The following is a 22,686-nucleotide window of genomic DNA, read 5'->3' on the forward strand; positions in this document are numbered from 1 at the left end:
GATGTTTATCGGAATATAATGGCATAACGTTGACAATTTGCAAGCGTTATGAAAGCAAAGCCGTCAGTTGATCGGAAAGGCGGGATCGTGCAGCGAGGCGAATGGGAGTTCTGGGTCGATCGCGGCGGCACATTCACCGACCTGGTGGGCCGGGCGCCGGATGGCGGGCTGCACACGCTGAAGCTCCTGTCGGAAAACCCTGAACGCTATGCCGATGCCGCGGTCGAGGGGATTCGCCGTCTGCTGGGCCTGTCGCCGGATCAGGCGATCCCGGCCGGGGTTCTGGGCGCGGTCAAGATGGGCACCACGGTTGCCACGAATGCGCTGTTGGAGCGCAAGGGCGACCCGACGCTGCTGCTGATCACCGAGGGCTTCCGCGATCTCCTGCGAATCGGCACCCAGGCGCGGCCGCGCCTGTTCGATCTGAACATCCGCTTGCCGGACCTGCTCTACAGCGAGGTCGCCGAGGTGCCGGGCCGGCTGGCCGCCGATGGCCGCGAGGTGGCGCCGCTGGACGAGGCCGCGGCGCGGGAAGCCCTGCAGGCGGCCCATGCCCGGGGCCTGCGCTCGGTCGCGATTGCATTCCTGCATGCCTGGAAGGACCCGGCGCACGAGTTGCGGATCGCCGAAATCGCCGCCGAGGTCGGCTTTACCCAGATCACCCCCAGCCATCAGGCCAGCCGGCTGATCAAGCTGGTGGCGCGCGGGGATACTGCGGTGGTCGATGCCTATCTCTCGCCGATCCTGCGCCGCTATGTGGATCGGCTGGCCGGGCCGCTGGGCGGGGCCGGGGGCCGGCTCTATTTCATGCGCTCGAGCGGGGCGCTGACCGACGCGGCGCTGTTCCAGGGCCGCGACGCGATCCTCTCGGGCCCGGCGGGCGGCGTCGTCGGCATGGCGCGGACCGCGGCGGCGGCGGGATTCGACCGGCTGATCGGCTTCGACATGGGCGGGACTTCGACCGATGTCTGCCATTTCTCGGGCACTTTCGAACGCAGCTTCGAGACCGAGGTGGCGGGGGTCCGGATGCGGGCGCCGATGATGGACATCCACACCGTGGCGGCGGGCGGCGGCTCCATTCTCGCGTTCCGCGACGGGCGCTATCAGGTCGGGCCGGACAGCGCCGGGGCCGATCCCGGACCCGCTGCCTATCGCCGGGGCGGGCCGCTGACGGTGACCGACTGCAACGTGATGCTGGGCAAGCTGTCGCCCGAACACTTCCCCGCCGTCTTCGGTCCGGGTGGTGACGAGCCGCTGGACCGGCAGGCAGTGGAAACCAAATTCGCCGAGATGGCGGAGGAGATCGCCACCCTTACCGGGGCGGCGCCGCTGTCCTGCGAGGATACCGCCGAGGGCTTCCTGAAGATCGCGGTCGAGAACATGGCAAACGCGATCAAGAAGATCAGCGTCGAGCGCGGCCATGACGTGACCCGCTACACGCTGCAGTGCTTCGGCGGTGCCGGCGGCCAGCACGCCTGCCTGGTGGCCGATGCCCTGGGGATGGAGCGGATATTCATCCACCCCCACGCCGGGGTTCTGTCGGCCTTCGGCATGGGGCTGGCCGATATCGGCGCCAGCCGCGAGCGTCAGTTCGGGCAGGGGCTGGACGCTCTCTCCGAGGCCGAGGAACTGGTCGCCGAGCTGACCGCCGAGACCCGTGCCGAGGTCGCGGCGCAGGGCATCGCGCCCGATCGCATCACCGTCACCGCCCGCGCGCATCTGCGCTACACCGGCTCGCATCAGACCCTGGACGTGGATTTCGGCCCCGCCGCCGCGATGACCCGCGCCTTCGAGGCGGCGCATCGGGCCCGCTTCGGCTTTGCCGCGCCGGATCGGGCGCTGGTGATCGAGATGATCGAGGTCGAGGCCACCGGGGCCACCCCCGACGCCGTCGCCATCGCGCCCGAGGGAACCGCCGACCCGGCGCCGCTGGACCATCTGCGCATCTATACCGGCGGCCAATGGGTGCAGGCGCCGCTCCATGACCGCACGACGCTCGGCCCCGGCGCAAGGGTCGTCGGCCCGGCGGTGATCTCGGAACCCACCGGCACCAACGTACTGGAACCGGGCTGGACGGGCCGGATCGACGCCATGGGCAACTTGATCCTGGAACGCCACGAAAAGCTGCAGCGCAGCGCCGCGCTCGGCACCGAGGCCGACCCGATCCTGCTGGAAGTGTTCAACAACCTCTTCATGTCGATCGCCGAGCAGATGGGCGCGACGCTGAAGAACACCGCCTATTCGGTGAACATCAAGGAGCGGCTGGATTTCTCCTGCGCCCTGTTCGATGCCCGGGGCAATCTCGTCGCCAATGCGCCGCATGTGCCGGTGCATCTGGGCAGCATGTCCGATTCGGTCCGCACCGTGGCGCGGCTGAACGCGGGACGGATGAAGCCCGGCGATGCCTTCATGCTGAACGCGCCCTTCAACGGCGGCACCCATCTGCCCGACGTGACGGTGATCACCCCGGTTTTCGGCAAGTCGGGCGAGATTCTGTTCTACACCGGCTCGCGCGGGCACCATGCCGACATCGGCGGCCGCACCCCCGGCTCGGCCCCGCCCGACAGCACCCATATCGACGAGGAAGGCGTGCTGATCGACAACTTCCGGCTGGTCGAGGCGGGCCGCCTGCGCGAGGCCGAAACCCGGGCGCTGCTGGCCTCGGGCCGTTATCCCTGCCGCAATCCCGACGAGAACCTGGCCGATCTCGAGGCGCAGGTCGCCGCCAATGCCACCGGAATCCGCGAGATCGAGCGGATGATCGACAGCTTCGGGCTCGACACCGTGCTGGCCTACATGGGCCATGTCCAGGCCAATGCCGAAGCCTCGGTGCGGCGGGTGATCGGCAGCCTGAAGGACGGCGCCTTCACCTATCCGCTCGACGACGGGTCCGAGATCAAGGTGGCGATCCGGGTCGATCCCGAGCGCGGCGAGGCCGAGATCGACTTCACCGGCACCTCGCCGCAGCATCCGGGAAACTACAACGCTCCCCTGTCGATCTGCCGGGCGGTGGTGCTCTATGTCTTCCGCTGCCTGATCGGGCGCGACATTCCGCTGAACGAGGGCTGCCTGAAGCCGCTGCGGCTGATCGTGCCGGAAGGGTCGATGATCAACCCGACCTATCCGGCGGCGGTGATCGCCGGGAATACCGAGGTCAGTCAGGCGATCTGCGATTGCCTGTTCGGCGCCCTCGGCGTGCTGGCCGGGTCGCAGGGGACGATGAACAATTTCGTCTGGGGCAACGACGATTTCCAGAATTACGAGACCATCGCCGGCGGCGCCGGGGCCGGGCCGGGCTTTGCCGGGGCCAGCGCGGTGCACAGCCACATGACCAACACGAGGATGACCGATCCGGAGGTGCTGGAAAGCCGCTTCCCGGTCCGGGTCGAACGGATGGCGATCCGCCACGATTCCGGCGGCGCCGGGCGCTGGAAGGGCGGCGAAGGCGTTGACCGGGCGGTGCGGTTCCTGGAACCGGTGACGGTCACGGTGCTGTCCTCGCATCGGGTCACGCAACCCGCCGGGCTGGATGGCGGCGGGCCGGGCGCGGTCGGCGAGAACTGGGTCGAGCGTGCCGATGGCCGGGTCGAGCGCCTGAAGGGCAACGATCAGGCCGAACTGGCGCCGGGCGATGTCTTTGTGATGCGCACCCCCGGCGGTGGCGGCTGCGGCGCCGTCTGACGCGGCCGGGCCGGTTTTCCGACCCGGTTCGCGAGGTTCCTGCTTGCATGCACGGGTCAGGGAATTAAGGGTGGCGAAAGCGGTCTGGCGGAAGAGGGTGCCGAGATGAAGCTGCGTTCGCTGCTCTATGTTCCCGCCGACAACGCGCGTTTCGTCGCCAAGGCGGCGGCGCGGCATGCCGATGCGGTGATTCTCGATCTCGAAGATACGGCCCCGGCCGAGGCCCGTCAGGCGGCGCGGGCCGGTCTGGCTGCGGCGGTGGCGACTGTCGGCGCGGCAGGGGCGCAGGTCATGGTCCGGATCAATGCCGGCGATCTGGACGATGCCCGCGCGGCGGTGGCGGCCGGGGTCACGATGCTTGTGGTGCCCAAGGTGCGGGCGGCCGGCGATCTGGTGCCGCTGGCCCAGGCGCTGGCCGAGGCCGAAGCCGGGACCGGGGCCGAGATCGGCCTGCTGGCGCTGATCGAGGATCCGGGCGCGGTGCTGGACGCCCGCGCCATCGCCCGCGGCCCGCGGGTCCGGGGGCTGCTGACCGGCGGCGAAAGCCTGGCCACCGCCATGGGGGCCACCGTGGCCGATCCCGAAGTGCTGCGGATGCCGCGGCTTCTGGTGCATTACGCCGCCAAGGCCGAGGGGCTGCTGTCCTTCGGTCTGCTGCGTTCCCTGGCCGACCTGACCGATCTGGCGGCGATCGCGGCGGCGGCGCGGGAGGCGCGGCGCTTCGGCTTCGACGGGGCGACCTGCGTGCATCCCACCGTGGTGCCGCTGCTGAACCGGGGGTTCGCGCCCGCGCGGGAAGAGATCGACTGGGCGAGGCGGGTGCTGTCGGGCGCGCAGGGGCGCACCGCCTATCGGATCGACGGCAGCCTGATCGACGAGGCGGCGATCGACCGGGCGCGGCGCATCCTGGACGACGCCCGCTAGGCCGGGCGGAACCGCTCAGGCAATCGCCCTGGGCGCCGCGAGCCTCATCTGCGCGATCATCAGCCCCGCCAGCTTGTCATAGGCCCGCTGCCAGGCGTCGCGCGTCTCGGCGTCGAATGCGTTGCCCAGCCCGTCCGAGAGCATCTGCAGCAGGGCCTCGCGCAGATAGGCGAAATGCCGGGGCCGCACGCCATATCCGGCGTGCCGCAGTCCCAGTTCGGCGGCGCTCTGCGCCAGCTTCTGCGGCTCACGCAGCGAATAGACGATCATCCCGAGCGCCGCCAACAGCTTGGTGCCCTGCAGCTCTATGTCGTTGCGGAACATCGGCCGCAGTTCGGGCGCGATCCGGAACAGGTGCTCGTAGAACAGCTGCGAGGCATGGTCGCGGATCGGGATGATGCGGGCAAAGCTGATCTGGACCAGCCGGATATCGGTATCCTCGATCAGGGACATGCTGTGCCCCTGGCTTGATGTGACATGGTGAGTCCTTCGCGCGTTTGCCCCCAATTCATGAAGGCAAACCGGTAAACAAAGCCTATAGAGGCCACGGCGGAGCCGTGCCGGGGGTCGGACGATCTGCCGCAGTTTCCGCCGGGGCGCGGCAGGGTAATCGCGAAGAAGGGCTTGCGTCGCAGTCGCGCAGTGGCAAGCTGGCGGAATTGGTCCGGAAGGACCCAACGACTCGGGGGCTGCGGCCCCCTGGGTCGGTATCTTGGAACAAGGGAGAACCTCATGATGATTTCTGCAAGACTGACAATCGCAGGCCTGCTCGCGTCGACCTTCCTCGCCAGCCCGGTGCTGGCGGCCGGCACCCACCCGGTGACAGGCGAACCGCTGGCCGACGATCAGACCTTCACCTATCGGGTTCTCGACGAACATTCCTCGGTCGATCCGCAGGTCGTCGAGGATGTCTCGGGTTCGGAAATCGTCCGCGACCTCTTCGAAGGGCTCTACAACCAGGATGCCGACGGCAACCTCGTCCCCGGCGTGGCGACCTCCTACGAGACCAACGACACCAAGGACGTCTACACCTTCCACCTCCGTCCCGAAGCCAGGTGGTCGAACGGCGACCCGGTGGTCGCGGGCGATTTCGTCTATGCCTGGCGCCGGCTGGTCGATCCCGAACTGGCCTCGCCCTACGCCTGGTTCGGCGAGCTGATGGCGCTGGAGAACGCCAAGGCGATCATCGCCGGCGAGATGCCGGTGGACCAGCTGGGCGTGAAGGCGGTCGATGACCACACGCTGGAAGTCCATCTGTCGCAGTCGATCCCCTATTTCCCGCTGATGACCACCCATGCCTCGACCTTCCCGGCGCCCAGGAAGGTGATCGAGAAATACGGCGCCGAATGGACCAAGCCCGGCAACATCGTCTCGAACGGCGCCTATGTGCTGACCGAGCATGTGCCGCAGGAACGCTCGGTGCGCGAGCGCAACCCGATGTACTGGGACAACGAGCATACGATCATCGACAAGGTCGTGGCGCTGGTCATCAATGACGAGAACGTCGCGCTGACCCGCTACCTGGCCGGAGAGCTGGACCGCACCGAAGTGCCCGCCGGGCAGTATCCGCGGCTCAAGAAGGAATACCCGGACGAGGCGATCAGCTTCCCGCGGCTGTGCAACTACTACTACACCTTCAACCTCTCGCCCTCGGGCCAGGAAGCAGTCAAGGACGTGCGGGTCCGTCAGGCGCTGAGCCTTGCGGTGGATCGCAAGATCATCACCGAGAACATCCTCGCCGGCGGCCAGCCCGAAGCCTATACCTTCACCCCGGCGGCCACCGCGGGCTTCACGGTTCCGGACGTCCCGGCGGCCAGCATGACCCAGGCCGAGCGTGACGCGAAGGCCAAGGAACTGATGGCGGAAGCGGGCTATGGCCCCGATCAACCGCTGTCGGTCAACCTGATCTACAACACCTCGGAAGCGCACGAGAAGATCGCCGTCGCGCTTGGCCAGATGTGGAAGCAGAAGCTGGGCGTGCAGGCGACCATCGCCAACATGGAATGGAAGACCTTCCTGGAAGAGCGCGGCAACCAGAACTTCGACCTGGCCCGCGGCGCCTGGTGCGGGGACTACAACGAGGCCTCGACCTTCCTCGACCTGATGACGACCGACTCGGGCTACAACGACGGCAAGTTCTCGAATGCCGAGGTGGACGCCCTGATGAACGAGGCCAAGACCGCGGACGATCCGCAGCCGCTCTACACCAAAGTCGAACAGATCATCGCCGAACAGGCGCCGATCATCCCGATCTACCACTATGCCGGGGTCTACATGTTGGACACCGACGTCGGCAACTGGCCGGTCAATAACGTCGAGCAGAACTGGTACTCGAAAGACCTCTACAAGAAAGCCGAATAGCCGCGATCCGATCGCGTCTCTGGTCCGGTCCCCTTCCGGGGGCCGGGCCCTCCGGCCATCCTGAAGGGGGTTTCATGCTTCGCTACATCTTCCGTCGCCTTCTCGTGGCGATTCCGACGCTGTTGCTGCTGATCATCATCTGTTTCCTGCTGATGCATGCGGCGCCCGGCGGACCGTTCACCTCGGAGCGCAAGCTTCCGCCCTCGGTCCTGGCCAATATCGAGGCCAAGTACGGGCTGAACCAGCCGCTCTTCGTGCAGCTCTGGGATTACCTGACCGGGATCCTCCTCCATTTCGATTTCGGGCCGTCCTTCCAGTACAAGGACCGCGACGTGAATGACGTGATCGCCACCGGTTTCCCGGTGACGCTGACCTATGGAACCATTTCCTTCGTCCTGGCCACTGTGGTCGGGGTGGCGCTCGGCGTCCTTGCGGCGGTGCGGCACAACACGCTGCTGGACTACATCGCGGTCGGCGTGACCTTCAGCGCCCAGGCCCTGCCGAACTTCGTCATGGCGCCGATCCTGGTGATCATCTTCACCTGGCAACTGGGCTGGCTGCCCGGCGGCGGCTGGAACGGCGGGCAGTGGCAATATGTGGTGATGCCGGTGATCGCGCTCTCGACCAGCTACATGGCCTCGATCGCGCGGATCACCCGGTCGTCGATGCTCGAGACCCTGCATTCCAACTTCATCCGCACCGCGCGGGCCAAGGGCCTGCCGACCCGGAAGATTCTCTGGCGTCACGCCCTGAAACCCGCCCTGATGCCGGTGCTCAGCTATCTCGGCCCGGTCTTCGTGGCGATGATCACCGGCTCGGTCATCATCGACATGTATTTCTCGACCGGCGGCATCGGGCTCAACTACGTCAACGCCGCCTTCAACCGCGACTATGCGGTGATGCTGGGGGTGACGATCCTCTACGGTGCGCTGACGGTGCTGTTCTCGCTGGTTGTCGACGTGGCCTATGCCTGGGTCGATCCGAAGATCCGGTATTGAGGGGAGCGGTCAGATGGCAGTCACGCAATATTCGAAATCGCTCGAGGATACCGCCGAGCGCCTGACCGAGAGGCTGAGCCAGGCCGAGGCGATCCGGGGCCGCTCGCTGTGGTTCGACGCAAGGGTCCGGTTCTTCGGCAACAAGGCCGCCGTCGGGGCGCTGGTGGTGCTGATACTGGTCATCGCCTTCGTGCTGATCGGCCCCAGCTTCGCGGTCTGGTCGAACGAGGAGATCGACTGGGGCCGGATGGGCGACATCGCCACCGCCGGCCGGCCCTCGATCGAGACCGGGCATTACTTCGGTCTGGACGATCTCGGCCGCGATCTCTATTCGCGGACCATCCAGGCCACCGGAACCTCGCTGCTGGTCGGGCTGGTCGGGGCCTTCGTCGCGGTGGTGATCGGCACGCTCTACGGCGCCGTGTCGGGCTATGTCGGCGGCTGGGTCGATGGCGCGATGATGCGCGCCGTCGATATCCTGATCGCGGTGCCCTACATGTTCATCATCATCCTTCTGATGGTGATGTTCGACCGCTCCTTCTACATGCTCTTCATCGGCATCGGGGCCACCTCGTGGCTGGCGATGTCGCGGATCGTGCGCGGCCAGACGCTGAGCCTGCGGCACCGCGAATTCGTCGAGGCGGCCCAGGCCGGCGGCGTCGGCGGCTTCACCATCATCATCCGCCACATCCTGCCCAACCTGCTGGGCGTGGTGGTGGTCTATGCCACCCTGCTGGTGCCCGAGATGATCCTGGTCGAAAGCTTCATCTCCTTCCTCGGTCTCGGCGTTCAGGAACCGGCCACCTCGCTGGGCCGGCTGATCTCGGAAGGTGCCGGCACCATCGCCTATGGCACGATCTGGCAGCTTCTGGTGCCGCTGACCTTCTTCCTTCTCACCATCATCTCGCTGTTCTTCATCGGCGACGGTCTGCGCGATGCGCTCGACCCCAAGGATCGCTGACATGGCCTTGCTTTCCATCCAGGACCTTCGGGTCGATTTCACCACCGCCGACGGGGTGATCCCCGCCGTCAAGGGACTGAACTGCGAGATCGCGGCGGGCGAATGCCTGGGCGTGGTCGGCGAAAGCGGCTCGGGCAAGTCGCAGAGCTTCCTGGCGGCGCTCGGCCTGCTGGCCGACAACGGCACCGCCCGGGGCCGGGTGCTGTTCGACGGGCAGGACCTGCTGACGCTGGGCCAGGCCGAACAGAACAGGATTCGCGGCAACGTGATCTCGATGATCTTTCAGGACCCGCTGACCGCGCTGACCCCGCATCTGCGGATCGGCGACCAGATGGCCGAGGTGCTGTCGCAGCATCGCGGCATCTCCGGGGCCGAGGCGCAGAAGGCCTGTCTCGACTGGCTCGACCGGGTCCGGATCCCCGAGGCGAAACGCCGGCTGCGGCAATATCCGCACGAGCTTTCGGGCGGGATGCGGCAAAGGGTGATGGTCGCCCAGGCGATGCTCCTGTCGCCGCGGCTGCTGATCGCCGACGAGCCGACGACGGCGCTGGACGTGACCGTGCAGGCCGAGATCCTCGACCTGATCGCCGGGCTGCAGAAGGAGGAAGGCACCGCGGTGGCGCTGATCACCCATGACATGGGCGTCGTGGCGCGGATGTGCGACCGGATGCTGGTGATGCGGCTGGGCGAGGTGGTGGAAGAGGGCGCCACCGACGCGATCTTCCACGCGCCGCAGCACGACTATACCCGGCTGCTGATCGACGCGATGCCGCGGCTCGACCGGCCCGACCGGACCCGGCCGCTGACCCCGGTGCCCGAGGCGGCGGAGGTGGTGCTGGAAGCCCGCGACGTGAAGGTCCATTTCGACATGCGGGTTCCGGGCGGGCTGTTCGGCCGCACGGTGGCGCTGCGCGCCGTCGATGGTGTCTCGCTGACGCTGCATCAGGGCGAGACCCTGGGGATCGTCGGGGAAAGCGGCTGCGGCAAGAGCACCCTGGCCCGGGCGGTGCTGGAACTGATCCCGCCGACCCATGGCTCGGTCGCCTGGCTGGGGCAATCGGTGGACGGGCTGAGCAAGCGCCAGCTGGTGCCGCGCCGCAAGGATCTGCAGATCGTCTTCCAGGACCCGCTGGCCAGCCTCAACCCGCGGATGACGATCTCGGCCTCGATCGCCGAACCGCTGAAGACCTTCCAGCCCGGCCTGACCTCGAAGGAGCGCAAGCTCCGGGTGGTCGAGATCATGGAGCGGGTCGGGCTGGAACCGGCGCTGTTCAACCGCTACCCGCACGAGCTGTCCGGCGGCCAGAACCAGCGGGTCGGCATCGCGCGGGCCATGGTCAACCGGCCCCGGCTGGTGATCTGCGACGAGGCGGTGAGCGCGCTGGACGTCTCGATCCAGGCCCAGGTGATCGGGCTGCTGAAGGACCTGCAGGCCGATCTGGGCATGGCGATGGTCTTCATCAGCCATGACCTCTCGGTGGTGCGCGAGATTTCGCACCGGATCATGGTGCTCTATCTGGGCCGGGTGGTTGAACTGGCCGACCGCGACGCGATCTACGGCGCGCCGCAGCATCCCTATACCAAGTCGCTGATCTCGGCGGTGCCGATCCCCGACCCGCGGCTGGAACGGACAAGGCAACGGCTGCGGCTGCCGGGCGAACTGCCCTCGCCGCTGGACCCCGGCGCCGGTCTGCGCTTCCTGCCGTCGCGGCTGGCCTCGGGCCAGCGCGACTATGTCCCCCGGCTCGACCAGGTGGCGCCGGGCCATTGGGTGGCCGAGCATGACCCGCTGGAGGCGATCCTCGCCGCCGGCTGAACCGGGCACGCCCGGCCTCGGGCCGGCCGGGGCCGGGCGTCGTCATGTGCATTCCGGGGAGTGAGACCGGGCCCGCGGCGCGGGTGGTGCCGGCGGGTGCCTCCGGCGGGAGTATTTGCCAGGCAAAGAGCCGGGGCGGTCAGTCGCCGGTCCGGCGCAGCAGGTAGAGATCCATGATCCAGCCGTGCCGGGCCCGGGCCGCGGCGCGGGCGCTGAGTATCCGCGGCCCGGCCTCGGCCAGCGGGCCATGGTCGAGCAGTTCCTGCGCCATGCCGACATAGGCGCCCCACCAGATCCGGATGCCCTCGGGCGGCAGGTGCCGGAAGGCGCCGTCGGCATCGACGAAGACCGCGACGCTGTCGGCCTCGCCGGGCCAGCCCCGTTCGCGCAGCCGGCGGCCGGTGGTGATGACCACCGGCTGGCCGGTGGTGTTGAGCGGGATCGCATGTGCCGCGGTCAGCGCATGCAGCGCCGAAATGCCGGGCAGGGCGCGAATCCTGGGCGCCGGGGTCAGGCGCCTGGCGACGCGCAGGCTGGAATCGAACAGCGACGGGTCGCCCCAGACCAGCAGCGCCACCCGGACCGGCACCCGCGGCGCCGGACCGGCCCCGCGCAGGGCCCCGGCCCAGGCCTCGGCGATCTGGTCGTGCCAGAGCCCGACGCCGCCGGCATAATCGGCATGGCCGGTGGCGCGCGCGGGCAGGTCGAATTCCACCACCCGGGTGGCCGGATTGGTCAGGCAGGCGCCCAGGATCACCCGGCGCAATTCGGCCAGATCGTCCTTGGCCGCGCCCTTGCGGGGCAGCAGGATCAGATCGGCCGCGTTGATCGCGGCGACGGCCTGCCGGGTGACATGATCGGGATTGCCCGAGCCGATGCCGATCAGGTCCAGTTCGATGGGAAAGGGCAGTGCGGTCATCCCGGCGATGTGCCCGCGCCGGGCGCCGAGGTCAAGCGCGGCGCGGGGGGCGGGCCCTTGCCGCCGTGCCATCTGGCATCGGCTCCGCGCTGGTATTAGGGTGCCGCGCGAACTGGAGGACCCCATGCCCGATCGGAACCGACCCGTGCTCGATTTCCTGGCCACGCGCCGCTCGACGCCGCCGAAACTGCTGACCGCCCCGGCGCCCGACCGCGCCGAGCTGACCGAGCTTCTGACCCTTGCCGCGCGGGTGCCCGACCACGGCATGCTGACGCCCTGGCGCTTCCTGGTGCTCGACGCCGCGGCGCTGCGGCATCTGGGCGCCGAGATCGCCCGGATCGGCGCCGCCGAGGGTCTGGAGTCCGAGCGCGTCGCCAAGGCCGGCGCCATCTATGCCACCAGCCCGCTGGCCGTTGCCGTCATCTGCGCCCCGAAAGCTTCCGAGAAAGCCCCGGAGATCGAGCAATCGCTCTCTGCCGGCGCCGTCTGCCTGGAACTGCTCCATGCCGCCCATGCCGCGGGCTGGAGCGCCGGCTGGGTGACCGGCTGGGCCGCGCATGATCGCCGCTTCTTGCCCGCGTTGCTGGACCTCGCCGAGACCGAGAGCATTGCCGGCCTGATCCATATCGGCACCGGCCCGATCCCGGCCGACCGGCCGCGCCCCGACGTCGCGGCGCTGACCAGTTGGCGCAGGGAGTGATCTTCGGCGCCTTGTTCCGCGCCCCGGGCCGGCTGGGCGACCCGCGCTTCGCCCGGGTGCCGGGGCTTGGCCTTGCCCTGACGGTGGCGCTGCTCTTCGCGGTCTGAGCCGGGGTCCTCTGGCGGACCGGCCTGCTGCAGCCCGAACAGCTGAGCCTGCCCGTCGTCGGCACCGTCACCCGGGTCGGAGACCCGCTGCACTGGGGCTCGATCCTGTTCCTGCTGGTGCTCTCGGCGGTGCTGATGGTGCCGGTCGCCTCGGCGATCACCTCGATGGTCCTCGACGATGTCGCCGATGCCGTCGCGGCGCGGCACTATCCCCGGCTGAAGCCGACGCCGCTGGTCGAGGCGGTGGCCGACAGGCTGCAAGGACGCGAATGATGGGTCTATCCCCGCGGGTGCGGGGGAACCGAGAACGCGCTTCTGAAGGCCCGCCTCGCCGGGGCCGAGGCTGCGCCGTGCATGCGCTTCGAGTCCTCGAGGGCTATCGCGGGCGGTGCGTGCAATGCGACGGCCATGAAGCCTATGACAAGCTCGCCAAGACCGTGCGGCCTGCGGGCCCATGGAGCCTCGTCCATTGCCGGCCCCATGTGCGTCGGCGGTTCGTGAAGCGCCAGGAAAAGGACGGCTCACCGATTGTCGGGGAAGCCCTGCGCCGGATTGCCGGGCACGAGGTCGGCGCAGAAAACCGGGCATTGCTCGCCAGCCTGATCGCGAACTGCAGGATGTGCGACGTCGATCGGGTCAGCTGCCTCTCCGACGCGTTGCGCGCGTTGCTCGACAATCATCCCGGAAGCCGCATCGACGATCTCATGCCCTGGAACTGCGCCGTCGCGCGGCGATGAGCGCTGTATGCGTCTCACGCCGGCCGACACGATCAACCGCACCGGCCGATGTCTTTCAGATCCGTTTGAGGCGCCAATCAGCGAAGAGCCGTGCCTGTTGCGAGAAAGGCTCGGGATCAAAGCCCGCGAACAATCCGTCCTGCGTGACAAGCACGGTTCGCCAACCGCGCGCGGCCGCGCCGAGGATATCGGTATGCAGCGTGTCCCCGCACATGGCGATACGGTCTGCGGGCACACCCGGCAGCGACGCTTCGACCAGATTATAGACCTCGGGAAAGGGCTTGCCGAAGAAACGGACATGCTCTGGGAAACGGTCAGCGATCTCGTGACCGAAATGGCCGGGTTCCAGCGAGAACCCTTCATCACGGGGCGCCGCCAGATCGGCATTCCCGACGAACAACTTGCGCGGCCGCCTCTGCATGGCTTCCATCAGCAGGCCCTGACGTGCCCGCGTCCAGTCGGCAGAGGACAGGAAAAGGAAGTGATCGACACGATCATAGGCGGCGGGGTCATCCTTCAGCCGCGTCGCAGGCACGGGCAGATCGTTCAGATCATCGGAATCCGCCGCGATGATGCCCCAATGCCCGCCCTCCACATGCAACAGCGCGGCCTCTCTGCTGGTGATGATTTCCTCATCCTCGACATGCAGGCCGAGGCGTTTGAACTTGGCAATGGCACCGCGGCGATCATAGCTCGCCGCATTCGTCAGAATACGAATGGCATGGCCGCGTTCCCGCAACTGGTCCAGCCGAATATCCGCGCCCGGAATCCGCGTCTCGCCCACGTTCAACACGCCAAAGGCATCGAAAACAAAGGCATCCACCTCGCCGGATATGTCCAGAAGCGATCCGATATCGGTCGAACCAACGCGGGGGGCGACTTTGGGAAAGCGAGCTCGAACTTCTTGGTACCGATCGAAAATCGATTGCGTGGTCAGCATGTGGTCTCGCTGCAACTCTGGTTCTCAACGGTCAGGCCTCTAGTGGCAAAACGCCTTTTGTGAAAGCCAAAACAACAAAACAACACAAACCGGCGCTGATCGTTCCGTTTACGCCCCGATTATGGCAATAACAGTGAGATCGAAGCGCGGTTTGTGTGCAAACTGGTGCAACTTGTGTTGTTTTTGGCGTTTTCCGTCGCTAATCTCACAAGGGAATCAACGCCTGGGGGAGGCGCATGGCATCGAGGAAACAGCAACGGCGCGACGCTATTGCTGCCCTTGTGATGGAACAGGGAGTTGTAACCGTCGGGGCGCTGGCCGAGCGCTTCAACGTCTCCATGCAGACGATCCGGCGCGATGTGGACGTTCTGTGCAAGGACAAGATGATGCGCCGCATGCATGGGCGTATCGAACTCAGCGAGGAATTCCTGAACATCCCCTTCGACCTGCGCGCAGGCACGAACCAGACCGGGAAACGCGCGATCGGAGAAGCGGCGGCCAAGCTGATCCCGAACGGCGCCACGCTGTTCATTTCCATCGGCTCGACACCTCTGAGCGTGGCGCAGGCGCTAGGTCGCCGCAAGGGATTGACCGTGATTACCAACAACCTGAGCGCGGCGATGGCGCTCAGCGAGGAGGTCTCGAACCGGATCATCCTGCCCGGCGGCGAGGTGCGGCTGCCGGATCGTGACATTCTGGGCAACGATGTTCTGGACTTCTTCGGCCGGTTTCGCGCCGATTTTGCTGTCTTTGGTGCCGCCGGCATCGCGGAGGACGGTGGCTTGCTCGAATTTCACACTTCTGAAGTTTGCGTGAGACAAAAGATTTGCAAGAACGCGCGACACTCTCTTCTCGTTGCCGACTGGTCCAAGTTCGGACGTATGGCGCCCGCCCTGGGCGACAATATTGCCAACATGGATCATGTCATCATCGACCGACGGCCGGATGATCGTTTTGCACCACTGCTGACCAGTATCGAAGAACGACTACTTGTGGCTGAAGGACAACCAAGATGACAACACCCCCCTTTGTGAAGCTCGACGGCGTTGCCAAGCGCTGGAACGGTCAGTTGGGTGTCGAAGGCATCACGCTGGATATTCCGGCCGGCAGCTTTACCGCGCTTCTGGGGCCGTCCGGCTGCGGCAAGTCCACGACGCTTCGGCTTCTGGCGGGGCTCGAAGAGCCCGACGAGGGAAGGATTGTCATAGACGGCAAGGATGTGACGACCGCCGCCGCCTCGGAACGGAACCTGTCGATGGTGTTCCAGTCCTACGCGTTGTTTCCGCATCTGTCCGTTGCCGAAAATGTCGTCTTTGGTCTCAAGGTTCGCCGTGTCCCCAAGGCGGAGCGGCAGGAGAAACTGGCGCGCGCCCTGGAAATTACCGGACTGCTGGGTCTCGAAAACCGCAAGCCCGGCGAATTGTCCGGTGGCCAGCGCCAGCGCGTAGCGCTCGCCCGCGCCATTATCGCGGGGCAAAAGCTGTGCCTGATGGACGAACCCCTGTCCAACCTCGACGCGAAGCTGCGCAACGCTGTGCGCAAGGACATCAAGAAGCTGCAACGGGATCTGGGGATCACGGTCATCTATGTCACCCATGACCAGACCGAAGCCATGAGCATGGCCGATACCGTCGTGCTGATGCGGGACGGCCATATCCAGCAGGTGGGCGCGCCCGACGACCTGTACAGCAAGCCTGCCAATACCTTCGTGGCCGAATTTGTCGGGGCGCCGCCGATGGCCTTGCTCCAATCGTCTGTCCTGGATGGCTTCGGCGACGACAGGACCATCGGGATCCGGGCCGAGGATATCCGCATCGTTCCAAAGGGCGAAGGGCGGCTGCGTTGCACTGTCAACGAAAGCGAATTCCTGGGCGCCGAAACACTGATCGGGCTGACCCATGAGGGCGCATCGGGGCTTTGCGTGCTCAAGCCGGGGCTTTCGCTCGTGCCCGAGGGCACGGAAATCGACATCACATTCGACGACGAAAACCTGCACGTCTTTGACGCTGCGGGACAGAGGCTGGCGGGATAGGTGATCGCCCGCCGCTACACCGGGACCCAACATCAAGGGAGAGAGAGATGAGACTTTATTCGACAACAGCAGGACTGGGACTCGCCGCCGCGATGGCGGTTGGCCTCGCGACTTCGGCGAGTGCCGAAACCGAACTGACCATGTACTACCCGATTGCCGTCGGGGGCGCATTGACCGAGGTGGTTGACGGGATCGTTGCCGATTTCGAAGCCGAGAACCCCGATATCAAGGTGAACGCCATCTATTCGGGCAACTATGACGACACGCGCGTGCGCGCCCTGTCCGCGCTGGCCTCGGGCGAGCCCGCTCAGCTGGCGGTGATGTTCTCGATCGACGCCTATGACCTGATCGAACAGGATATCATCATCCCGTTCGACGATGTCGCCACCACCGAGGCCGACAAGGAGTGGCTGGACAGCTTCTATCCGGCGCTGATGGCCAACGGCCGGATCGAAGGCAAGACATGGGGCATCCCGTTCCAGCGTTCGACGATCGTCGCCTATTACAACAAGGACATGTTCCGCGCCGCGGGTCTCGACCCGGAATCTCCGCCCAAGACGTGGGACGAATTGGTCGAAATGGGCAAGGCCCTGACGACCGACGACACCTATGGGCTGATGATCCCTTCGACGGGGTATCCCTACTGGATGTTCCAGGCGCTGGCGATCCAGAACGGCAAGGAGCTTATGTCGGGTGACGGTCTGACCACCTATTTCGACGATCCGGCTGTCGTGGAAGCGTTGGAATTCTGGAAATCGCTTTCGACCGAACACGGCATCATGCCCAAGGGCACGGTCGAATGGGGCACCCTGCGTCAGGCATTCCTCGAAGGCCAGACCGCGATGATGTGGCATTCCACCGGCAACCTCACGGCGGTCAAGAATGCCGCGACATTCGATTTCGGTGTCGCCATGCTGCCCGCGAATGTGCGCCCCGGCTCGCCGACGGGTGGCGGCAACTTCTACATCTTCAAGGACACGACCGACGAGGAACGCGCTGCCGCACTGAAGCTGATCCAGTTCATGACCTCGCCTGAACGGGCGGCCGAATGGTCGATCGCGACGGGTTACATGGGCGTGTCGCCCGCGGCATACGAGACCGAGGCGCTCAAGGCCTACACCGAGGAATTCCCGCCTGCCCTCGTGGCGCGCGACCAGCTTGAAGTCGCTGTCGCGGAATTCTCGACCTTTGAGACCGCCCGCGTGCGCGAAGGTCTGAACAACGCGATCCAGGCCGCGCTGACCGGCGCCAAGGAACCGGCCGAGGCGCTCGCCGAGGCTCAGGCAGCGGCAGAACGTCTGCTGCGCGCCTACCAGTAACCACATGAACGGGCCGGTGCGCACTCCGCGCCGGCCCGTCTGCCCACCCGCCGGAGACGCGCCATGTCAGCCAATGCCAAGCTCAAACGCCGCAGGCAGGCCATTTACGGATGGCTCATGCTGTCGCCCGCGGCCGTTTTGTTGACCTTGTTTGCGTTTTATCCGTCCGTCGCGACCCTGTGGTCGAGCCTGTTTTCCCGAGGCACGCGCCGCAACCCGTCCGAATTCGTCGGCTTCGAAAACTATTCCTATCTGTTCGAGGATCCGACCTTCTGGACCGTGGTGAAGAACAACCTTCTCTACGCAGGCGTCACGATCCCGGTGTCGATCTTCATCGCGCTGGCCATGGCTCTCTGGGCAAACGGAAAAATCCGCGCCCGCAGCTTCGTGCGCACGGCCTATTTCACGCCGACCGTTCTGCCGATGATCGCCGCCGCGAATCTGTGGCTGTTCTTCTACACTCCCGGTCTTGGCGTATTCGATCAGATCGGCAGCCTGTTCGGCCTGCCCTCGGTCAACTGGCTGGGCCAGCCGGAAACGGCGCTGTGGGCCATCATCATCGTGACCATCTGGAAGGAATCGGGCTTCTTCATGATCTTCTATCTCGCGGCACTGCAAACGATCCCCGAGGATCTGAAGGAAGCCGCGGATATCGAGGGCGCCAGCCGCTGGACCTATACCCGACGCATCGTGCTGCCCCTGTTGATGCCCACGACGCTGTTCATCGCCGTGAACGCGATGATCAACTCGGTCAAGCTGATCGACCACCTGTTCATCCTGACCAAGGGCGGACCTTCGGACGCCTCCAAGCTGATCCTCTACTACATCTGGGAATTGGCCTTCGCCTTCTTCGATTCGCCGAGCGCAGCTGCCCTGACGATCCTCGTGATCGCGGTCCTGGGCATCGTGGCCGCAATCCAGTTCCTCTACCTCGACAGAAGGACGCATTACCAATGAAGGGCCTGACCAAATTCCTGGACAGTTTCGGCGCGATCCTGCTGGCGATCATCTGGGTTGCACCGCTTCTGTTTGCCTTCTGGGCGGCCACGCATTCCACGTCCGATGCCGTCAATCTGAAACTGTTCTCGCCGTGGACCTTCGACAATTTCCGCGTTGCATGGGCCGGTGCGCCATGGCTGCAATATTTCGTCAACACGTTCCTGCTGGTAACAGTGATCCTGGTCGGGCAGTTCATCCTCACGACCCTCGCAGGCTTTGCCTTTGCGCAGATGGATTTTCCCGGCAAGGACTTCGTTTTCATTCTGGTCCTGATGCAGTTGTTCATCCTGCCGGAAGTGCTGATCGTGGAAAACTATGCCATGGTTTCGCGGCTGGGATTGTTCGACTCGATCCTCGGCGTCGGTATGCCCTACATGGCCAGTGCGTTCGGCATTTTCCTGATGCGACAATCGTTCAAGAGCGTGCCCATCGAATTGCATGAAGCCGCGCGGATCGAAGGCTGCGGCTTGCTCGGCATCCTGTGGCGGGTCTATGTGCCGCTGGCCAAGCCCACCTATATTGCCTATGGGCTGGTGTCGGTATCGACGCACTGGAACAACTTCCTTTGGCCGCTGATCGTCACCAATTCGCCCGATACGCGCCCCCTGACGGTTGGCCTGTCGATTTTCGGCGCGCCGGAAAACGGAGTTGATATCAGCATCATTTCGGCGGCAACGATGATGTCCATTGCGCCGCTGCTGATTGCCTTTCTGATCTTCCAGCGGCAGTTCGTGCAGGCGTTCCTGCGGGCAGGGATCAAGTGACCGCGATCCTTCAGCTATCCGACACCCATGTCGTGCCCCGGGGCGAACTGGTTTCGGGTCGGCTGGATACCGTTGCGGCGCTTTCGCGGCTAGTCGAGCGGATCACGGACATCCGCGACCAGATCGGGCCGGTTGACGCCTTGCTGGTGACAGGGGATCTGACCGATGACGGGCGCGACAAGAGCTACGAGCAATTCAAGTCGCTCGTCGCGCCGCTGGGCCTGCCAACCCATGTCCTGACCGGCAACCACGACGCGCGCGAACCAATGCGGGCCGCCTTTGCCGAGACGATGCCGGAATTCGGTCCGCTGAACTGGACGCACCGTGTCGGTGACGTCCAGATGATCGGGCTGGATACGCTGGTCGAAGGACAGGGCGCCGGACGGTTGGGCGAGGAGAGCCTCGACTTTCTCAGGGAAACACTGTCGCAGGCAGCTGGCGCTCCGGTTCTCTTGGGGCTGCATCATCCGCCCTTCTTCACCGGCATCGGCTTCATGGACAAGATCGGGCTGACCGACCGTGACGCCCTGTGTGAAATCCTCTCGGATTACCGCGGTCCGCTGCGCATCCTGTGCGGCCATATCCACCGGATGATGGTCAGCGACCTGGCGGGCCATGTTGCCATCTCGGCGCCGGCACCCGCCAGCTTGTTCGCCTTTGACCGGCGGCCAGAGGCGCCCGTGGGTTTCCTGCGGCAGGAAGGTGGCTGCCTGTTGCACCGATGGAACGGGCAATTCCAGACGGTCACGATCGAGCCGGTGGCCGGATCAGGGCCTTTCCCGTTCTGATCCCCGACCAACGGATAGACAACAACGTTGAGCGAACCACACGCGCTCCGGATCCTGATTCACATTGCCGGGGCCGCTGCCCTCCTCATCTGGGCTGTTCGCCTGGGCCGGGCCGGCGCCGCGACCTTCACCCATATCTACCACCGGCTCGACGCGGCCGACCGGGCAAGCCCCGGCTGACCGGCTGCGGCTCAGCCCTTCGGCGGGTCCATGCGGTGGAAGAAGTCGATGTCATGCACCGAGACATCGGTGAAGAGCAGCATGTAGACGATCAGCGCCCAGATCACCGTGGCGACGATGGTCACCCTCAGGAACATGCGGCGGAACCGGTAGTTGGCCGGGGCGCCGGCATGGGTGCCGGGCACGATGCTGCCGTCATCGCCCTGTGTGCGCAGGCCGATCGGCAGCACCACGAAGACGGTCAGGAACCAGATGCCCAGGTAGAGCAGGGTGGCGGTAAAGGGGTTCATGTTTGCTCCAGTTCGATCAGGCAGCCGTTGAAATCCTTCGGGTGCAGGAACAGCACCGGCTTGCCATGGGCGCCGATCTTCGGCTCTGCCGGGCCCAGCACCCGGGCGCCGCTGGCCAGAAGCCGGTCGCGCGCCGCCAGGATGTCATCGACCTCGTAGCAGATGTGGTGGATGCCGCCCGAGGGCTGCTTGTCCAGGAATCCCTGGATCGGCGAGGCATCGCCCAGCGGGTGCAGAAGCTCGATCTTGGTGTTGGGCAGTTCGATGAACACCACCGTCACCCCGTGCTCGGGCTCGTCCTGCGGTGCGCCCACCCTGGCGCCCAGCGTGTCGCGGTATTGCGCCGCGGCGGCCTGAAGATCGGGCACGGCGATGGCAACATGATTGAGGCGACCGATCATCGGCAGGGCTCCCGGGCCGGGGTGGCTCCTCCCGCTTATCCCGCGGGACGGCGCGGGCTTCAAGCGCACTGTCGTCGCAGGGCCGGGCAGGGCGCTGCGGGGCGCGGTTAACCGCCGGTTTACCGTTTCGCGCTCTGATGGGGGCGCGACAGGGAAGGGCATGAGCATGAGCGATGATGAACTCTTTTCGGCCATGGTCCGCGCCACGGCCGATCGGCCGCTGACCGGGCTGACCGTCCTGGTTGTGGAAGACAGCCGCTTTGCCTGCGAGGCGCTGCGCCTGCTCTGCCTGCGCTCGGGCGCCCGCATTCGCCGCGCCGACAGCCTGCGCGCCGCGCGGCGGCACCTGTCGCTCTACCGTCCCGGCGCGGTGCTGATCGATCTCGGCCTGCCGGACGGATCGGGGCTCGACCTGATCGCCAAACTCGCCCGGGCGCATCCCAAGGTCGATGTGATCCTCGGCATCAGCGGCGATCCCGACGCCGGGGCGGCGGCGGAACGGGCCGGGGCGGACGGCTTCATCGTCAAGCCGATCCTGTCGCTGGACCAGTTCCAGCATGCCATCCTGTCGCGGATGCCGCAGGACGCGCCGCCCCTGGGGCCGCGCGCCCTGGGCGGGGAGACGGTGCAGCCCGACGAGGCCGCCTTCCACGACGATCTGGCGCAGATCGCCGATCTGCTGACCGCCACCGCGGCCGAGGATCGGCTGGGCTACATCACCCAGTTTCTCGAGGTGCTGGCGGTGCAGGCGGGGGACAAGGCCCTGCGCCACGCCGCCGACCGGCTGCGCCGGGCGCGCGAGACCGGGCAGCCCTGGGGCCCCGATCTGGCCAGGCTGGCCGGGTTGGTGCAGGAGCGGCTCGACCGCCGCCAGGTGGTCTGAGACCCGGCGCGGACCGGCCTCAACCCGCCAGGGCCGGGTCGCGGCTGACCAGGATCGGCGCCGTCAGGGCCGAAAGCGCCTGCCGCTGCCGACCCTCGGCATCGAAATTCCCGGGTGCCAGCCAGCTGTCGAAGGCTGCCTTCAGCCTCGGCCACTCGGCGTCGATCATCGCGAACCAGGCGGTATCCCGGTTCCGACCCTTCGAGACCACCGCCTGCCGGAACACGCCTTCGTAGGAAAACCCATAGCGTTGTGCGGCGCGCCGGGACGGCAGGTTCAGGGCATTGCATTTCCACTCATAGCGCCGATAGCCCAGCCCGAAGACCCGCGCCATCATCAGCGCCATCGCCTCGGTCGCGGCCGGGGTGCGCTGCAGGGTCGGAGAGAAATTGATGTGCCCGACCTCGATCACCCCGTTGGCCGGGTCGATCCGCAGCCAGCTGGCCACCCCCAGGGCGCGGCCCGAGGCCGGGTCGATGACCGCGAAGAACATCGGGTCGGGCTTGCCGGCCATGCTTTCGACCCAGGCGGCATATTCGGCCTCGCTGCCGAAGGGCCCATAGCCCATGTAGTCCCAGATCGCATCGTCGATCCGGTTGGCCTCATGCAGATCGGCGGCATGGGCCGGGGTCAGCGGCTCGACCCGGCAGAACCGGCCCTGCATAACCGACCAGTCGGGGCGGGGCGGCGGCGTCCATCGCTGCAGCCGGACCCCCAGCCGCTTGTCGTCTTCCGAGTCCATCGACCCATCCCCGATTCTTCCGATTCTTGCCGCGAAGCTGCGCGACCCTTGTCCAATTTCTGCCCGGTTCCGCGGCCAGTCTGCAAGCGAAACCAGCCATCAGGGGACGGCGCCATTCCGCGCCGGGGCCAAAGGGGAGTGCCG

Annotated in this window: 23 protein-coding genes; 17 read left to right on the forward strand and 6 right to left on the reverse strand. The window is 66.2% G+C overall.

Going from position 1 to position 22,686, the window contains the following annotated elements:
- The first annotated feature begins 48 nt into the window (after positions 1-48).
- Entirely contained in the window at positions 49-3,681 is a 3,633-nt protein-coding gene (locus NUW50_RS18085) for a hydantoinase B/oxoprolinase family protein (RefSeq protein WP_443135120.1), read from the forward strand.
- 105 nt (positions 3,682-3,786) lie between these two features.
- Positions 3,787-4,605: an HpcH/HpaI aldolase/citrate lyase family protein gene (locus tag NUW50_RS18090; RefSeq protein ID WP_258290565.1), complete on the forward strand. Its 819-nt coding sequence runs from the start codon at positions 3,787-3,789 to the stop codon at positions 4,603-4,605.
- 15 nt (positions 4,606-4,620) lie between these two features.
- Here NUW50_RS18090 and NUW50_RS18095 read toward each other — a convergent pair whose 3' ends face one another.
- Positions 4,621-5,058: a globin domain-containing protein gene (locus NUW50_RS18095; RefSeq protein WP_258290566.1), complete on the reverse strand. Its 438-nt coding sequence runs from the start codon at positions 5,056-5,058 to the stop codon at positions 4,621-4,623.
- Between the two features lie 279 nt (positions 5,059-5,337).
- Between NUW50_RS18095 and NUW50_RS18100 the strand changes: the two genes are divergently transcribed.
- The 4 genes from NUW50_RS18100 (at position 5,338) to NUW50_RS18115 (ending at position 10,741) form a co-directional block, all read left to right on the forward strand.
- A complete protein-coding gene (locus NUW50_RS18100) occupies positions 5,338-6,966 on the forward strand; it encodes a peptide ABC transporter substrate-binding protein (protein ID WP_258290567.1) in 1,629 nt (542 codons plus the stop codon).
- A 74-nt stretch (positions 6,967-7,040) separates the two neighbouring features.
- On the forward strand, positions 7,041-7,964 hold the full coding sequence (gene oppB, locus NUW50_RS18105; RefSeq protein ID WP_258290568.1) for an oligopeptide ABC transporter permease OppB: 924 nt from the start codon (positions 7,041-7,043) through the stop codon (positions 7,962-7,964).
- Positions 7,965-7,977: 13 nt separating this feature from the next.
- The gene (locus NUW50_RS18110) at positions 7,978-8,925 is read left to right on the forward strand and encodes an ABC transporter permease subunit (RefSeq protein WP_258290569.1); all 948 of its coding nucleotides are present in this window, start codon (positions 7,978-7,980) and stop codon (positions 8,923-8,925) included.
- A gap of 1 nt (position 8,926) precedes the next feature.
- On the forward strand, positions 8,927-10,741 hold the full coding sequence (locus NUW50_RS18115; protein WP_258290570.1) for an ABC transporter ATP-binding protein: 1,815 nt from the start codon (positions 8,927-8,929) through the stop codon (positions 10,739-10,741).
- 139 nt (positions 10,742-10,880) lie between these two features.
- Here NUW50_RS18115 and cobF read toward each other — a convergent pair whose 3' ends face one another.
- Positions 10,881-11,660 carry a precorrin-6A synthase (deacetylating) gene (gene cobF / locus NUW50_RS18120; protein ID WP_258290632.1) on the reverse strand — a complete coding sequence of 260 codons (780 nt, stop codon included), beginning with the start codon at positions 11,658-11,660 and terminating at the stop codon, positions 10,881-10,883.
- Positions 11,661-11,784: 124 nt separating this feature from the next.
- Here cobF and NUW50_RS18125 point away from each other — a divergent pair, with 124 nt between their 5' ends.
- From NUW50_RS18125 to NUW50_RS18135, 3 genes are all read left to right on the forward strand, one after another.
- A complete protein-coding gene (locus NUW50_RS18125; protein ID WP_258290571.1) occupies positions 11,785-12,360 on the forward strand; it encodes a nitroreductase family protein in 576 nt (191 codons plus the stop codon).
- A 236-nt stretch (positions 12,361-12,596) separates the two neighbouring features.
- Entirely contained in the window at positions 12,597-12,740 is a 144-nt protein-coding gene (locus NUW50_RS18130) for a hypothetical protein (RefSeq protein ID WP_258290572.1), read from the forward strand.
- Positions 12,741-12,817: 77 nt separating this feature from the next.
- A complete protein-coding gene (locus NUW50_RS18135) occupies positions 12,818-13,204 on the forward strand; it encodes an IS66 family transposase (protein ID WP_258290573.1) in 387 nt (128 codons plus the stop codon).
- Positions 13,205-13,259: 55 nt separating this feature from the next.
- Here NUW50_RS18135 and NUW50_RS18140 read toward each other — a convergent pair whose 3' ends face one another.
- Positions 13,260-14,144 carry an HAD-IIA family hydrolase gene (locus NUW50_RS18140; RefSeq protein ID WP_258290574.1) on the reverse strand — a complete coding sequence of 295 codons (885 nt, stop codon included), beginning with the start codon at positions 14,142-14,144 and terminating at the stop codon, positions 13,260-13,262.
- A gap of 236 nt (positions 14,145-14,380) precedes the next feature.
- Between NUW50_RS18140 and NUW50_RS18145 the strand changes: the two genes are divergently transcribed.
- From NUW50_RS18145 to NUW50_RS18175, 7 genes are all read left to right on the forward strand, one after another.
- Positions 14,381-15,160, forward strand: a complete 780-nt coding sequence (locus NUW50_RS18145; RefSeq protein ID WP_258290575.1) for a DeoR/GlpR family DNA-binding transcription regulator — start codon at positions 14,381-14,383, stop codon at positions 15,158-15,160.
- Positions 15,157-16,176 carry an ABC transporter ATP-binding protein gene (locus NUW50_RS18150; RefSeq protein WP_258290576.1) on the forward strand — a complete coding sequence of 340 codons (1,020 nt, stop codon included), beginning with the start codon at positions 15,157-15,159 and terminating at the stop codon, positions 16,174-16,176. Before NUW50_RS18145 ends, NUW50_RS18150 begins: the two co-directional genes overlap by 4 nt.
- 47 nt (positions 16,177-16,223) lie before the next feature.
- A complete protein-coding gene (locus tag NUW50_RS18155) occupies positions 16,224-17,495 on the forward strand; it encodes an ABC transporter substrate-binding protein (protein ID WP_258290577.1) in 1,272 nt (423 codons plus the stop codon).
- A 63-nt stretch (positions 17,496-17,558) separates the two neighbouring features.
- On the forward strand, positions 17,559-18,452 hold the full coding sequence (locus tag NUW50_RS18160) for a carbohydrate ABC transporter permease (RefSeq protein ID WP_258290578.1): 894 nt from the start codon (positions 17,559-17,561) through the stop codon (positions 18,450-18,452).
- Positions 18,449-19,258: a carbohydrate ABC transporter permease gene (locus tag NUW50_RS18165; protein WP_258290579.1), complete on the forward strand. Its 810-nt coding sequence runs from the start codon at positions 18,449-18,451 to the stop codon at positions 19,256-19,258. Before NUW50_RS18160 ends, NUW50_RS18165 begins: the two co-directional genes overlap by 4 nt.
- A complete protein-coding gene (locus tag NUW50_RS18170) occupies positions 19,255-20,046 on the forward strand; it encodes a phosphodiesterase (protein WP_258290580.1) in 792 nt (263 codons plus the stop codon). Before NUW50_RS18165 ends, NUW50_RS18170 begins: the two co-directional genes overlap by 4 nt.
- A 27-nt stretch (positions 20,047-20,073) precedes the next feature.
- The gene (locus NUW50_RS18175) at positions 20,074-20,226 is read left to right on the forward strand and encodes a hypothetical protein (RefSeq protein WP_258290581.1); all 153 of its coding nucleotides are present in this window, start codon (positions 20,074-20,076) and stop codon (positions 20,224-20,226) included.
- An 11-nt stretch (positions 20,227-20,237) separates the two neighbouring features.
- Here the strand turns inward: NUW50_RS18175 and NUW50_RS18180 are convergent, their stop codons facing one another.
- Positions 20,238-20,516, reverse strand: coding sequence for a DUF1467 family protein (locus NUW50_RS18180; protein ID WP_258290582.1), 279 nt, complete (start codon positions 20,514-20,516; stop codon positions 20,238-20,240).
- Entirely contained in the window at positions 20,513-20,917 is a 405-nt protein-coding gene (gene mce, locus NUW50_RS18185) for a methylmalonyl-CoA epimerase (protein WP_258290583.1), read from the reverse strand. Before mce ends, NUW50_RS18180 begins: the two co-directional genes overlap by 4 nt.
- Before the next feature lie 166 nt (positions 20,918-21,083).
- Here mce and NUW50_RS18190 point away from each other — a divergent pair, with 166 nt between their 5' ends.
- A complete protein-coding gene (locus NUW50_RS18190) occupies positions 21,084-21,800 on the forward strand; it encodes a response regulator (protein WP_258290584.1) in 717 nt (238 codons plus the stop codon).
- A 19-nt stretch (positions 21,801-21,819) separates the two neighbouring features.
- On the opposite strand, the gene NUW50_RS18195 is transcribed toward NUW50_RS18190, so the two are convergent.
- Positions 21,820-22,542: a GNAT family N-acetyltransferase gene (locus NUW50_RS18195; RefSeq protein ID WP_258290585.1), complete on the reverse strand. Its 723-nt coding sequence runs from the start codon at positions 22,540-22,542 to the stop codon at positions 21,820-21,822.
- Positions 22,543-22,686 lie beyond the last annotated feature (144 nt).

The organism is Frigidibacter sp. ROC022 (assembly GCF_024723735.1).
In the GTDB taxonomy this organism is placed as follows: Bacteria; Pseudomonadota; Alphaproteobacteria; order Rhodobacterales; family Rhodobacteraceae; genus SLM-1.